Source organism: Phreatobacter aquaticus, from assembly GCF_005160265.1.
GTDB classification, from domain to species: Bacteria; Pseudomonadota; Alphaproteobacteria; order Rhizobiales; family Phreatobacteraceae; genus Phreatobacter; species Phreatobacter aquaticus.
Genome location: NZ_CP039865.1, coordinates 114,221 through 128,999 on the forward strand (window position 1 = coordinate 114,221; position 14,779 = coordinate 128,999).

Annotated in this window: 7 protein-coding genes; 5 read left to right on the forward strand and 2 right to left on the reverse strand. The window is 69.5% G+C overall.

Annotated elements, in window-relative coordinates; translation table 11 throughout:
• Positions 1 to 4 precede the first annotated feature (4 nt).
• Genes E8L99_RS00480 through E8L99_RS00495 form a run of 4 tightly spaced genes read left to right on the forward strand, consistent with a single transcriptional unit; the run spans position 5 to position 11,395 of the window.
• Positions 5 to 1,828: a non-ribosomal peptide synthetase gene (locus E8L99_RS00480; RefSeq protein ID WP_137097714.1), complete on the forward strand. Its 1,824-nt coding sequence runs from the start codon at positions 5 to 7 to the stop codon at positions 1,826 to 1,828.
• The gene (locus E8L99_RS00485) at positions 1,825 to 9,600 is read left to right on the forward strand and encodes a non-ribosomal peptide synthetase (protein ID WP_252511212.1); all 7,776 of its coding nucleotides are present in this window, start codon (positions 1,825 to 1,827) and stop codon (positions 9,598 to 9,600) included. The genes E8L99_RS00480 and E8L99_RS00485 overlap by 4 nt, the downstream gene beginning before the upstream one ends.
• A complete protein-coding gene (locus tag E8L99_RS00490; RefSeq protein WP_137097715.1) occupies positions 9,597 to 10,478 on the forward strand; it encodes a class I SAM-dependent methyltransferase in 882 nt (293 codons plus the stop codon). Before E8L99_RS00485 ends, E8L99_RS00490 begins: the two co-directional genes overlap by 4 nt.
• Before the next feature lie 5 nt (positions 10,479 to 10,483).
• Positions 10,484 to 11,395, forward strand: coding sequence for a class I SAM-dependent methyltransferase (locus E8L99_RS00495; RefSeq protein ID WP_137097716.1), 912 nt, complete (start codon positions 10,484 to 10,486; stop codon positions 11,393 to 11,395).
• 9 nt (positions 11,396 to 11,404) lie between these two features.
• Here E8L99_RS00495 and E8L99_RS00500 read toward each other — a convergent pair whose 3' ends face one another.
• Both E8L99_RS00500 and E8L99_RS00505 read right to left on the reverse strand, forming a co-directional pair.
• Positions 11,405 to 12,103 (reverse strand): 4'-phosphopantetheinyl transferase family protein, encoded by a 699-nt coding sequence (locus E8L99_RS00500; protein WP_137097717.1) that lies wholly within the window; start codon positions 12,101 to 12,103, stop codon positions 11,405 to 11,407.
• Entirely contained in the window at positions 12,100 to 13,017 is a 918-nt protein-coding gene (locus tag E8L99_RS00505; protein WP_137097718.1) for a formyltransferase family protein, read from the reverse strand. Before E8L99_RS00505 ends, E8L99_RS00500 begins: the two co-directional genes overlap by 4 nt.
• 187 nt (positions 13,018 to 13,204) lie before the next feature.
• Here E8L99_RS00505 and E8L99_RS00510 point away from each other — a divergent pair, with 187 nt between their 5' ends.
• Positions 13,205 to 14,734: a GGDEF domain-containing protein gene (locus E8L99_RS00510; RefSeq protein ID WP_137097719.1), complete on the forward strand. Its 1,530-nt coding sequence runs from the start codon at positions 13,205 to 13,207 to the stop codon at positions 14,732 to 14,734.
• Positions 14,735 to 14,779: the final 45 nt, after the last annotated feature.

A 14,779-nucleotide genomic window follows, 5' to 3' on the forward strand; every position in this document is an offset into this window, starting at 1 on the left:
TGGAATGTCCGGAATCAATGACCTGACGGTTCTGGACAGTTCAGGGCTTTCTCTCGCGTGGCGCGATCACCCGGTTCGCGAGCGCGGCAGCATTGGCGATCTCGTGCGCCAGGCTGCGGCTGTGACGCCCGGCAAGATCGCGCTTCTGTCCGACACCGGCAGGCTCACCTATGGCGAACTGGTCCTCGCCGCCAGCGCCGTTCACAGCGCGCTTCAACGCAGGGGCGCGCGGCGCGGCGACACGGTCGTCGTCCTCGGCGGTCGGAGCCTTCATCTTCCAGCCCTGCTGCTCGGCACGCTCGATGCGGGCTGCGCCTATGTACCGATTGCGCCGGACCTGCCCGCGCGCTTCATCGACAGCGTCATCTCGGCCGCGCGGCCGCGCTTCATTCTTGTCGCGCCGGGCGATGCTGCCCGCGTGCCGCACGGCTGGCAGGACCGCGTCATCGCCCTTGATGAGGAGGCGCCGCACCTGCCGCCTGTGCCGACAGGTCCGGTCGATCTCGCCTACATCATCTTCACCTCCGGCTCGACCGGTGCGCCGAAGGGTGTCGCGGTCCGCCACGGCAACGTAACCCGCCTGATGGTCGCGCCCGGATACGCCACCATCACCGCAGGCAGCGTCGCGCTGGCGCTCTCGACACCGACCTTTGATGCTTCGGTCTTCGATCTCTGGCCCTTCCTGGCCAATGGCGCGACGGTCGCCATCCATCCGGGCGAGACGCCGACGCCCGATAGCATTGCCGGCGCGGTGACACGCCACGGGGTCACCACCGCCTTTGTCACCACCGGCCTGTTCAACCGCATTGCCGAGGATCGCCCGGACGCCCTTCGGGGCGTCGAGGTGTTGACCGGCGGCGAGCGGGGGCTGGCGGCCAATGCCCGCCGCATGCTGGAGGCCGGCGCCCGGGCGATCGTCCATTGCTACGGCCCGACCGAGACCGCGGTCTTCGCCACCGCCGCGCGCTTCACCGCACGGGACGCCATCGACGACACTTTCCCGGTCGGCGGGCCGATTGCCGGCACCGCCTGCTATGTCCTCGATGCCGAGCGCCGCCCCGTACCCATCGGCGGGCATGGCGAGCTCTGGATCGGCGGCGAAGCCGTGGCCCAAGGCTACGCCAACGATGACGCGCTGACGGCGGAGCGGTTCCTGCCCGATCCGTTCAGGCCCGAAGGGCGCTTCTATCGCAGCGGCGATCTCGTCGTGATGGACGAGCATGGCGCCCTGACCTTCCTTGACCGGCTGGACGACCAGATCAAGATCCGGGGCCATCGCGTCGAGCCCGGCGCCATCGCGCGGGCGCTGGAATCCATCGCCCCGGTGCGCCAGGCCATCGTGCTGGCGAGCGAGCCGGCGCCGGGCGAGCGTCGGCTTCACGCCGTCGTCGAGGCGCCCGCCGCACCGCCCGGTTTCGGCGAGACCTTGCGCCGGCGCCTTCAGGACGCCTTTCCGCCAGCCCTCGTTCCAGCCCGCATCGTGGTCGTTCCGGCCTTTCCGCTGGCCCCCAATGGCAAGACCGACCGCAAGGCGCTCGAGGCCCTGCTGGTCGAGCAGAAGACGGAGGCCAGTCACTGGGCGGATGAAGGCCAGAAGCGGATCGCCACGCTCTTTCACGCGATCCTCGGCCTTGTCCCGCAGGGGCCGGATGAGGACTTCTTCGACCTCGGCGGCGACTCGCTGCTCGCCATGCGCCTCGTCAGGGACCTGCGCTCCGAGCTCGGCATCAGTGTCGCCCTGCGCGACCTCTACCAGGACGCAACCATTGCCGGCCTGGCAGCCCGCAGCGTCGATGTCCTGCCGGAGTTCGAGGCTGGGACATTGTGACCCCGGCAGATCCCGTCGACTTTCTGCTGCAGGATCTGCGCGCCGCCGGCATCCGGCTGTTTCTGGATGGCCAGATCTTGCGCTTCGAGGCCCCGCCCGGTGCACTCACGCCGGATCTGCGCAGCCGGATCGCCTTGGCGCGGCCAGTCCTGATCGAGCACCTCGGTTCTTTGGCGGCGGCACCGGCCGTGTCGCCGCGCCAGTCCCGTCTCTGGTTCGCCTGCCGGCTGGCACCGGAGGAAGCGCCCTACAATGTCGCGGCGGCCTTCCGCCTTTCGGGGCCGCTCGACATCGCCGCGCTTGAGGCGGCACTTGGCGACGTGATCGCCGGCCATCCCGCCTTGCGCACCGGCTTTCGCGAGCAGGACGGCGAGCCCCAGGCCTTCCTCCGGCCAGAGGCGCCCTTCCGCCTCGAGAGGATCGATGCCGGTCATGTCGAGCCGGGAGAGCGGGATGCCTTTGGCAGGGCTCTGGCCGAGCGTTTGTCGCGCGAGCCGATCGCGCTGGACGCCCCGCCCCTTCTGCGCGAGACGCTGGTCCGCTTCGCCCCCGACGATCATCTGCTGATCCATGTGATCCACCACATCGTCACCGATGGCTGGTCGCACGGCCTGTTCTGCCGTGACCTCTCCGATGCCTATCGGCAGCGGCTGTCTGGCAAGGCCTGGCGGAACCATGCGCGATCGACGTCGCCCGCGCGAACCATCGGGAGCCAGCCATCGGGCGGCGCGCGCGCGCCGGTGAAGCCAGCGCCCCTGCCACATGATGTCGCGATCACCGGTGGCCGCCGCTATGATGGGGCGACCCTCTCGATGCGCCTGCCACCCGCCATTCGCGATCAGGTCGCGGCCATGGCACGGCGCGAGCGCACCAGTCCGGCGGCGGTGCTGCTGGCCGTGCAATTGCTGTTCGTCGCCCGTCTCGCCGGGACCGCCAGCCCGGTCGTGGCAGTCCCGGCGGCGGCGGGCCGCACCTCTGCCAATGCCGATGAGATCGGCTATTTCGTCGATACCGTGACGGTGCCGGTGGATCGGGTGGACAGCGATACGTTCCAGTCCTTCCTGGCGCGGGTCCATCTCACCTTCACCGGCACGCTGGACGCGGCATCGCGCGGCAGCTCCGATGAGGTCGGCCCGGCGGCCTTGCAAGACCCGGCCTTGCAAGACCCGGGCTTGAACGATCCAGCGCTGACAAGCTTCGCCTATCAGGCGACGCCGGATGCGGCCCTCGACCTCGACGGGGTCGCCGCGACAGCCCTCGGCTTCGAGCGCGGCACGACGCGGTTCGATCTGGAACTGCACGTCTGGCCGCAGTCCGGGCACGCGACATCGGCGCTGCTCGAACCGCCGCCCGAGAGCGAAGTTCCCTATCCCGGCGCTCCGGATCTTGCGACGGGCCCGGCCGCAGGCTTCCGGCTGATGCTCGCCTATCGGCGTACCAGCTTCGAGCCGGCGACCGCCGCGCGCTTCCTGCGCCAATTCTCCACACTGCTCTCCGCCTGTCTCGCCTCGCCGGATGTCGCGGTGGACGATCTGGCCCTGATCCCTGAAGCCGAGTCGGCGGATCTCGCGCGCCTGCTGGAACGCCCGCGCCCCTGCCCTGCCGGGGGACGCTCGGTCGCGGACCTGTTCGAGGAGACAGCCCGCCGTTTCGCCGGCCGGCCGGCGCTGGAGACGAGCGACGGCTCCAGCTTGACCTATGCCGACCTCGACCGCGCGAGCGCCGCGCTGGCCGCCCGTCTGACCGGCCTTGGCCTGCGTCCGGGCGCCATTGTTGGTGTGCTGATGGAGCGCTCCGAAGCCGCGATCATCGCGCTTCTGGCCGTCATCCGGGCCGGCGGCGCCTATCTGCCGCTCGACCCCGCTTTGCCGGACGAGCGCCTGGCCCTGATGATCGCCGATGCCGGCGTGGCCCATCTGGTGACGACACCGGCGCTCGGCCATCGGATCGCCGCCGGTCCGGCCGTGCTGCTCGTCGACGGCCTGACCGGCGCGCCTCTGGGCGATGGCCCCTCGGCCCCCCTGCCTGCACCCGACACGCTCGGCCCCGACAGCCCGGCCTATGTCAACTTCACCTCCGGCTCCACCGGCAGGCCCAAGGGCATTCTGGTGCCCCATGGCGCCATCGCCAATCTGGTGCTCGACACTGACTACGCGGCACTTGGCCCCGCCGACCGGATCGCCCAGGCCGCCACCCTCTCCTTCGATGCCGCGACCTTCGAGATCTGGGGCGCCCTGCTCAACGGCGCCTGCCTCGTGCCGCTCGCCCGCGAGACCCTGCTCGATACCGCCGCGCTGACCGATGCGCTGGCAACCCGCCGCATCTCCACGATGTTCCTGACTACCGCGCTGTTCAACCAGATGGCGCAGGCGCAACCGGCGGGGTTCTCATCCCTCAGGCTCGTCCTGTTCGGCGGCGAGGCGGTCAACCCTGACCGTGTCCGCCAGGTCAGGGCCGCCTGCCCCGGCCTGCAACTGACCCATGTCTATGGCCCGACCGAGACGACCACGTTTGCGACCTTTCACCCGGTCGAGACCGTCCCTGAGGCCGCCGCCACCGTGCCCATCGGCCGCCCCTTGGCCGGCGTCATCTGCCGCATCCTCGATGTGGGACTTCGGCCCGTGCCGCCCGGCGCCACCGGCGAATTGTATCTTGGCGGGCGCGGCCTCGCGCTCGGCTATCTCGGCCAGCCGGAGGCAACGGCCGCGCGCTTCATCACGCGGGCCGGTGAACGGCTCTACCGCACCGGCGATCTCGTCCGCCTCGGCCCCGGCAATGCCATCGAGTTCGTCGGCCGCGCCGACAACCAGGTGAAGATCCGCGGCCATCGCATCGAACCCGAGGAGATCGAGATCGCGCTCGCCGCCCACCCGGCGGTGACCGAAGCCGCCGTCATCGTCCGTGGCACCGACCAGGACCGCCGCCTCCATGCCTTCGTCGCGGTGGGCGAAGCCGGCGCGGCGGCGGACATCGCCCCGTGGCTGCGCCAGCGCCTGCCCGATTACATGGTCCCGGCGCGGATCGAGGCCCTGCCGCACCTGCCGATGACCAGCCATGGCAAGGTCGACCGCGCAGCGCTCCGCGCGCTGGCCGAGAAGGCCGCGCCGGAGCCCGTCGTGACGGAGCCTGCGGCGAGCGATCTGGAGCGGCAGGTCATGGCCATCTGGTCCGACCTGCTTCAGACGGCAGTTGGGCCGGACAGCGACTTTTTCGACATTGGCGGACATTCCCTGCTGGCAACCCGCGTGGCGGCACGTCTCCTCCAGGCAACCGGCCTTGCCGTGCCGCTCCGCCTGCTGTTCGAGCAGCGCACGCCGCGCGACCTCGCCCTGGCGCTGTCGGCTCTTGAGCGGCCGGCGGCCGACGAGGCCGAGCCGCCTCTGGTGGTGCGCGCGCCCGGCGGGCCGACCGCGCTCTCCTTCGCCCAGCAGCGGCTCTGGTTCCTCGAACGGCTCGACCCGGGAACCGCCGGGTACAATGTCCCGCTGGCCTATGAGCTCGACGGCCGGATCGACATGGCCGCGCTGCAGAAGGCGCTCGACCGGCTGATCGAGCGTCATGACACCCTGCGCAGCCGCATCTTCGACCGGGATGGGCAGTCCTGGCAGGAGCCCCTGGCGCCGATGGCCTGCCCGCTCGCGCTTGTCGATCTCGGCCATCTGCCGATCGGCATCGGCACGGAGCGCGCCCGCGACCTGATCCGCGCAGCAGCCCTGGCGCCGTTCGATCTGGCGCGGCCGCCGCTGATCCGCGCACATCTGTTCCGCCTGTCAGAAGATCGCTCGATCCTGCTGCTGGTCCTGCACCACATTGCCAGCGACGGCTGGTCGCTGACCGTTCTGGCGCGTGACCTCTCGCTGCTTGTTGCCAATCGGACGGCAAAGCCGCTGCCCATCCGATATGCCGATTTCGCCCTGTGGCAGCGCGACTGGTTCCAGGGCGAACGGGCACAGCAACAGCTGGCGGCCTGGACCGAACGGCTCACCGACCTGCCCGACCTGCGCCTGCCCACCGACAGGCGCAGGCCGCAACGCCAGTCCTATCGCGGCGGCACCGTGCCGATCGCCATCAGCGGCGCCGAGACCGAAGCGCTGCGTGCGCTAGCGGCCGCCTGCAATGCCACCCCCTTCATGGTGCTCCTGGCGATCTTCGGCGCCACGATCGGCCGCGCTGCGGCGCAGATGGATTTCGCCATTGCCTGCCCGGTCGCCAACCGTCATCGGCCGGAGACCGAGGGGCTCATCGGCTTCTTCGTCAACACGCTGGCCATGCGCCTCGATCGGAGTGGGGGACCGTCGCTGCGCCAACTCATCGGCCGCATCCGTGCCGTCGCGCTCGATGCGTTCCAGAACCAGGACCTGCCATTCGAGCAGGTGGTGGAGACGCTGCATCCCGACCGCGATCCCGCCCGCAACCCACTGGTGCAGGTGGCATTCGCCCTGCAGAACGCGACGGACGAACGCCTTGACATCCCAGGCATCGTCACGCGCCTCTACGCCCCCGACATCCGCACGACCCGCTTCGATCTCGAAATGCACCTGTTCGAGCGTGGTACCGGCATCGAGGGCATTCTGGTCTTCGCAACCGACCTGTTCGAGCCGGCGACCGCCGAGAGGCTGGCGGGCCAGTTCTCCACACTGCTCTCCGCCTGCCTCACCTCGCCGGATGTCGCGGTGGACGATCTGGCCCTGATCCCTGAAGCCGAGTCGGCGGATCTCGCGCGCCTGCTGGAACGCCCGCGCCCCTGCCCTGCCGGGGGACGCTCGGTCGCGGACCTGTTCGAGGAGACAGCCCGCCGTTTCGCCGACCGACCGGCGCTGGAGGCGGCCGACGGCTCCAGCCTGACCTATGCCGACCTCGACCGCGCGAGCGCCGCGCTGACCGCCCGTCTGACCGGCCTTGGCCTGCGTCCGGGCGCCATTGTTGGTGTGCTGATGGAGCGCTCCGAAGCCGCGATCATCGCGCTTCTGGCCGTCATCCGGGCCGGCGGCGCCTATCTGCCGCTCGACCCCGCTTTGCCGGACGAGCGCCTGGCCCTGATGATCGCCGATGCCGGCGTGGCCCATCTGGTGACGACACCGGCGCTCGGCCATCGGATCGCCGCCGGTCCGGCCGTGCTGCTCGTCGACGGCCTGACCGGCGCGCCTCTGGGCGATGGCCCCGCGGCCCCCCTGCCTGCACCCGACACGCTCGGCCCCGACAGCCCGGCCTATGTCAACTTCACCTCCGGCTCCACCGGCAGGCCCAAGGGCATTCTGGTGCCCCATGGCGCCATCGCCAATCTGGTGCTCGACACTGACTACGCGGCACTTGGCCCCGCCGACCGGATCGCCCAGGCCGCCACCCTCTCCTTCGATGCCGCGACCTTCGAGATCTGGGGCGCCCTGCTCAACGGCGCCTGCCTGGTGCCGCTCGCCCGCGAGACCCTGCTCGATACCGCCGCGCTGACCGATGCGCTGGCAACCCGCCGCATCTCTACGATGTTCCTGACCACCGCGCTGTTCAACCAGGTCGCCCAGGCACAACCAGCAGGCTTCGCACCCCTCAGGCTCGTCCTGTTCGGCGGCGAGGCGGTCAACCCTGACCGTGTCCGCCAGGTCAGGGCCGCCTGCCCCGGCCTGCAACTGACCCATGTCTATGGCCCGACCGAGACGACCACGTTTGCGACCTTTCACCCGGTCGAGACCGTCCCTGAGGCCGCCGCCACCGTGCCCATCGGCCGCCCCTTGGCCGGCGTCATCTGCCGCATCCTCGATGTGGGACTTCGGCCCGTGCCGCCCGGCGCCACCGGCGAATTGTATCTTGGCGGGCGCGGCCTCGCGCTCGGCTATCTCGGCCAGCCGGAGGCGACGGCCGCGCGCTTCATCGCCCGTGCAGGTGAACGGCTCTACCGCACCGGCGATCTCGTCCGCCTCGGCCCCGGCAATGCCATCGAGTTCGTCGGCCGCGCCGACAACCAGGTGAAGATCCGCGGCCATCGCATCGAACCCGAGGAGATCGAGATCGCGCTCGCCGCCCACCCGGCGGTGACCGAAGCCGCCGTCATCGTCCGTGGCACCGACCAGGACCGCCGCCTCCATGCCTTCGTCGCGGTGGGCGACAGCAACGCCGCGCTGTCGGGCCGTGACAGCCAGGCCTTCGTCGCGGACTGGCTTGAGCTCTACGAGGACACCTACAAGGGCGATGGCGCCGGGACGGATGCCGATCTCGCCGGCTGGAACGACAGCTATACCGGCCAGCCTCTGCCGGTGGCCGAAATGCGCGAGTGGCAGGAGGCGACGGTTGCGGCGCTGCTGGCCGGAAAGCCCCGCCACGTGCTGGAGATCGGCTGCGGCACCGGGCTCCTGCTGAAGCGGCTGGCCGATGCCGTCGAAAGCTATCGCGGCACTGACTTCTCGCCCTCGGCTGTCGCCCGCACGGGCGCCCTCGCGCGGCGGGCCGGCTGGTCCCACGTGTCCATCGAGCACCGCCAGGGCGACGACGCCGAGGGCCTGCCCCGGCATGCCTTCGACCTCATCGTCCTCAATTCCGTCATCCAGTATTTCCCGGGCGAGGACTATCTCCGCCGGGTGATCCGCAACGCCTTCGACTGCCTGGCGCCCGGCGGGCGGCTGTTCATCGGCGACATCCGGTCGCTGCCGCTGCAGCGCATGTTCGCCGCCTCGGTCGAGGCGCGAAGGGGCACGGCCGACCGCGCCGTCCTGGAGCGCGCCGTGGCGACCCGGATCCGTCTCGACAAGGAACTGGTGCTCGACCCCGCCTTCTTCCTGCATGTGGCGCGAGACCACGCGCCGGACGCGCGCGTCGAGATCGCAATGAAGCGCGGCTGGGCGATCAACGAACTGACCAAATACCGCTACGACGTCATGATCGAGACCGGCGGCGGCGAGCGCCCCGCCACCCGCATGATCCGGTTGTCCGACCGGCCGGACGAGCGCCCCACGGTGGAGGCTCTCGTCGCCATGGCGCATGCAGGCGCCGAGCCGCTCTGCATCGTCGGTCTGCCGGACGCGCGATTGGCGCGGGACCTTCGCATTCTCGCCGAGCTGGACGCAGCTGACGGTCCGGCCATTGTGGCACCAGCGCCGCATCCCGAGGAGATCGCGTCATCGCTCGAAGCCGCCGGTTTCTGCGTGTCATTCGCGGTGCCCGAGCGCCCCGAGGAGGGCCGCTTCGACCTCCTCGTCCATCGCCGCGGGTCACCAAGGCCCGCATCCCCCCTGGAGGCGTCGGTCCTCGCGGCCACGCCAGCCCGCCCGCTCGCCAACAATCCGCTGCGGGCCATTGCCGGACGGAACCTCATCCCGGACATCAAGGCCCACCTCGCCCGCCATCTGCCGGACTACATGGTGCCCTCGAGCATTTCCGTGCTGGAGCGGCTGCCGATGAACCGCAGCGGCAAGATCGATCGCCGCGCCCTGGTCCCCGACAATCTGGCCGAGACCGTTGCGCCGGACACCCTGCCTGTGGGCAAGGCGGAGGCGGCGGTGCAACAGATCTGGTGTGATCTCCTCCAAGTAGACATGATGGGCCGGACGACCAATTTCTTCGATGCCGGCGGACATTCCCTGCTGCTCGTGCAGTTGCTGCACAGGATCAATGCCCGCTTCGGCTGCCAGCTGAGCCTTATCGACATGTTCAGGGCTACGACCATCGCGGCGCAGGCGGAGATGGCGACGGCGAGGCAGGCACCGCCAGCGGCGCCCGATATTGCCGATCGCGCCGATCGCGCCCGCCACGCGCTCGCCGGACGACGGGATGCGCGGCGATGACGGGGCCTGTGGAAGGCGGGCCGGACCGGAGCGATCTGCTGACAAGGCTCGACATTGGCGCGGGCGAGGTGAAGGCGCGGGTGCGCGAGTTCTATTCCGCTCTCAACAGCTATCTCGCGAAGACCGCGCTCGACGATTACGTTCAGTTCTTCAACTGGGGCTACCAGCCGCTTCCCGGCCGCCCGGATGACTGGGCTGGCACCCTTCCCGCCGCGATGATCGACCGCGACGCCGTGCGGCTGGTTCTGGAACTGATCGGCCCGCTGGCCGTCGACGGACGGGACATTCTCGACGTCGGCTGCGGCCGGGGCGGCACGCTCTCAACCCTTGCCAGCCGGTTCGCCCCGCGCAAGCTGGTGGGGGTCGATCTCAATCCCCAGAGCATCGCCCATTGCCGCGGAAGCCAGAGCGATCCCCGCGTCCAGTTCTTCCAGGGCGATGCCGAGGATCTGGCCTTCGGCGATGCCTCATTCGACATCGTCACCAATATCGAGTCCTCGAATGCCTATCCCGCCATCGACCGGTTCTACCGTGAGGTGAACCGGGTTCTGCGAGTGGGCGGCGCCTTTGCCTATACCGACCTCCTGCGTCCGGACCAGTTCGACCACGCCCGCCGGTTCCTCACAGCGAACGGGTTTGCCCTCGACAGCGACCGTGACATCACCGCCAACGTTCTCGCCGCGCGCCGCCAGAGCGCCGACACCCAGTTACGCGCCTTCAATGCGGCGGACGGCGCGCAGGCAGACGCAACCCATGATGCCCTGATGGCCTATTTCCTGGCGCCCGAAGGCTCGGCCTTCTTCGACAGCGTCCAGGAGGGCCGCTTCGAATATCGCATCCTGCGGTTCCGCAAGACCTCCGACTGCAGCGAGCTTTGACGTCGATGAGCGCCCCCGACGATCAGGCCTATGACCTGCCGGACAAGGCAACCGATCCCGGCGGCTTCAAGACCCGCATCCAGCGCTTCTACGGCTTCTGGAACCGGCGGATCGGCAGCTCGGACTTCGCCGAACTCTCGCTGTTCATGAACTGGGGCTATCTGCCGGGTCTCTCGGACGAAGCCGTGCTCGCCCCGCGCCCGGACGCGATCAATGCGAGTTCCGTCCGGCTCATCCTCGAACTTGTCGGGCCAAGCGCCATTGCCGGCGCCGACATTCTCGATGTCGGCTGCGGCCGGGGCGGCACCGTCGATACGCTGCTCGGCTATTACCAACCGCGCCACGTCACTGGCCTAGACCTGACACCGGAAAACATCGCGTTCTGCCAGAGCGCCGTGCGCTCGGAGCGATGCCGGTTCCTCGAGGGTGACGCCGAGAACCTGCCGTTCGACGATGCCCGCTTCGATATCGTCACCAATGTCGAGAGCTCGCATTGCTATCCCGATATCCGCCGGTTCTACCGGCAGGTGGCGCGGGTCCTGAAGCCCGGCGGGCTGTTCCTCTACACCGATGTCTTCGACACCGCCGACGTGGCCCAGCGGATGATCGATCTCGCCGATTGCGGACTGGATATCCTAAGCGATCGCGACATCACGCCCAATGTGCTGATGGCGCGCGAGGCGGAGGGCGATCCGCAACTGGTCGAGATGGACAAGGCGGCCGGGACCGGCTCGCCCGACGACGCCGACGAGCGCGTGCTCGATCTGGTCGTCGCCCGGCCAGGCTCCCAGATGCATGTCGCCATGCAGGCGGGCCGGCTCAGCTATCGCATCCTGCGTGCCCGCAAGCGCATGGCCACCGGCGCCACGGGGCTTGGCCGCATCGCCGCGCGCGCCCAGGCACGGCGCGGGACCTGAGGCGAGCCGTCAGGCAAGCAGCGCGGCGGCCTCTCTGCGGTGGAGCGCGATCGCTCCGCCATCGCCCTCGACGGCGAGCGACCAGACGCCGCCGTCGATCTCGCCACCCGCGAGATGCCACGTTCCAGGCAAGCCGCCGATCTCCGCCCTGGGGAGGCTCTCCTCGGCGAGCGCGATATGGGCAAGACTGAGCGACTGAAGAGCCCGGCGCGTGATGCCTTCGCCTGTCGCTTTCAGGATCGCCTCCTTGAGGGTCCAGTACCGCAGGAACAGCGCCTCGCGGCGGGTCGGATCGACAGCGTCGAGAGTGATGCGCTCGGCCGGGCTGAGAACGCTCGAAAGCAGGCTTGAATCCTGTGCGAGATCGCGTGGCCGCTCGACATCGATGCCCACCACCACGCCCCGTCCAACCGCCACTGCCACGACGTCGCGCGAATGGCTGAGCGAGATGCCGAACCCCTCCGGCGCACCGGCAAGGAAGGGCTGGCCACCGGGGCGGTAGGCGAGACGGATATCGGCGGCGGCAAGGCCCGTCACCCCCGAGATCAGGCGCCGCAGCAGGCCATGCGCCATGGCATAGGCTGCGCGGTCGTCGGCGCGCATCAGCCGGGCGATCCGCTCATACTCGAAGGGTTCGAGGTCGTGCCAGTCTGTTGGCAAGCGATCGACCGCAGCGACGGCGATGTCGACCTGGCCTGCCGAGCTCACGACCGCCCCCGGCTGCTGCCGAGCACGCAGCCCGCCTGCAGGACACGGCTCGGCGCACCCTCGTCCGGCGCGATCTCCACCTTGGTCAGCCGCACCAGCCCGTCGCCGGCCACCACGTCGGCGCCCCGTTCGGACAGGCCGACAACCTGGCCAGGCGGAAGCCCTGATGGCCGAGGCCCGGCCCTTTCCGCTCGCCAGACCAGCACGGGGACCCCACCATCGATCCAGCTGCGTGCCGGCAGGAACGGGCTGAGCGCCCGCACGCGGCGCAGGATGGCCTCGGCCGGCAGCGCCCAGTCGAGCACGTGATCGGCAGGGGTCAGCGCGGGAAAGTAGCGCGAAGGACCGTCGCCCGGCTTGCCGGCCTCACCCGCCAGCACCGACAGGATGGCCGATGCATAGAAAGCCGCCGCGCCATCGCGCAGCCGCTCCTCCACGGCGTCGCGATAGGGATCGTCGTCGATAGGGACCGCGCGCGTCGCGATGATCGGCCCGTCATCGAGCCGCACCGACATCCGGTGGACCGTCTGGGTGATCGTCGGCCACCCTTCGACCATCGCACCGAACACGGGTTCGAGCCCGCGGGCGCCGGGAATGGCGCCGGGATGCAGGTTGAGAACGCCGAGGCGCGCCGCAGCCAGCACCGCTGCGACGAAGCGTTCTCCATGGCCCCAGTTGACGAAGAGATCGCAGCCAAGCGCTGCCAGGCGGCGAATGGTCTCAGCGTCATTGATCGAACCACCGACTTCCAGCAAGGGCAGGCCGGCCGACGCGGAACGGCGCTGAATACCGGAGCCGATGGGGCCGCGCGGCGGGACCATCGCGCCGATATCGGCGCCCGCGGACAACAGCCGCTCCGCAAGCTCGAAACAGGCGACCGATGCCCCGAGAATGGCGATCCTGGGTCGGGACACGGCGGCGAGCTCCACATGTCGGAAAGGGTCCGCGCGGCGTCAGCCCCGCCGCTTGATCGAGACTTACCTCTGCAATGGCCGCTCGCGGCTGACAAGCCGGGAAACACCGGCCTTTCACCGCGAGCCGACAAGCAACGCGCTGGCTCCCAAGGGTTTCTTAGCATTGTGATGGAATGCTTGGCCCTCGATGAACCCCAGCGACCTTGCGGCACAGATGAAGCGGATGTTGCAGTTCCGGTCCACCTCACTGGCGCGCGGGATCGCGCTTGGCATCTCGGCTCTGGTCCTCACTGCGCTCGCCGTACTGGCGATTGACGTCCGCGGCCTCGCCGAAACCGTCGATGTACGGGCCAGCGAGCGGGAGACCAGCGACGTCCGGCACGGGCTGTTCGTTCTGGCCGAGGCGACTGTTGCCGAACATCTTGTCTTTGCCGGCTCGTCGGAAGCCTCCGCGCTGGTGCGCTCCGGCTTCGACAATGCCGCGACCCGCAACAGGTTCTGGGACAATGTCATCCTCGATCCGGCCGAGCATGCCTATGTCCTGGATTCTCGCGGCGAGACGATCCTCTCCGAAAGCAGCGCGCCCGACCTCCCGAACTCTGCCCGCCTGACAGACCTTCGCTCCATTGCGCCGGTCATCGCCCGGTTGCGCGAACGGCATCGGGCCGCCAGCGACGAGACCGCCGGCAGGGCCATCTTTCCGGGCGCCTATGTCCACGAGGTCGCGGGGGTCGCGGGCAAGCCGTCACTGGTATCGGCCATCGCGATCGCCCCGTCGCATGCGGCCGGAAGCAACGAACAGCCGCCGGTTCTCGTTCATGTGACGCCACTGGACCGCCGTGTTATCGGCCAGCTCGCCAATATCGCGCGTCTGCCCGATCTTGCCCTGTCGGAGACCGCCAGTCCCGGCGCCGCAACCGCGCGGATGGCACTCGCCGGATCCGACGGGCGAGTGCTCGCCCATCTCACATGGGTCACCGCCCGTCCCGGCTGGACGGTGCTCGGCGCGCTGCTGCCGATCGTCCTCCTGTCGGCCATGGTCGTCGGCATGCAGGGGCTGGCCACCGCCCGCTCGCTGTCGCGCTCCGCGGCAAGGCTCGCAGCCAGCGAGGCCGAAGCGCTGCGCCAGTCGCGCAGCGACGCCTCCACCGGTCTTGCCAATCGGGTGTGGTTCGAGGCCTGCTTTGCCGAACAGACCCGAGCCCTGGCCGATCAGAACTTCGGACTGGTCCTGATCGATCTCGACTTCTTCAAGTCGATCAACGACACGCTTGGACACGGAGCTGGCGATGCCGTCATTGCGGCCGTCGCCGAGCGCCTCAAGGCCTTGCCTTTGCCCGCCACCTTCGTCGCCGCGCGGCTGGGCGGCGACGAATTCGCCGTCATGACATCGGCCCTCCAGGACGGCGAGGATCTCAGCAGCATCTGCGGGGCGATCCTTGCGTCAATCATGGCGCCTGTCGTCTTCGAGACAACGACGATTCCGGTCAGTGCCAGCATCGGGGCCGCGCTCTGGCCAGTCGACGGCAGGGACCTGTCCTCTCTGATGAAGTCCGCCGACCTTGCCCTCTACCGGTCGAAGCGGGAGGGCCGGGGGCGTTTCCACATCCACGACCTCGCCGAGGATTGCGCAGGCTCATTGCGTCTGGCGGCGGCCGGGCATCTGGCTGGCGGAACGCCGCCGCGTGCCGTCAGGGGTCAAGCGCGCTCGGCCTGACTGGCCCAAGCGCGCATTCCGGGAGGCCGCACCCGTTCGGCAACT

Coding starts and splice junctions, on each gene's coding strand:
- E8L99_RS00495 (WP_137097716.1), top strand. CDS start 10,484: ATGAGCGCCCCCGACGATCAGGCCTATGACCTGCCGGACAAGGCAACC.
- E8L99_RS00490 (WP_137097715.1), top strand. CDS start 9,597: ATGACGGGGCCTGTGGAAGGCGGGCCGGACCGGAGCGATCTGCTGACA.
- E8L99_RS00480 (WP_137097714.1), top strand. CDS start 5: ATGTCCGGAATCAATGACCTGACGGTTCTGGACAGTTCAGGGCTTTCT.
- E8L99_RS00510 (WP_137097719.1), top strand. CDS start 13,205: ATGAACCCCAGCGACCTTGCGGCACAGATGAAGCGGATGTTGCAGTTC.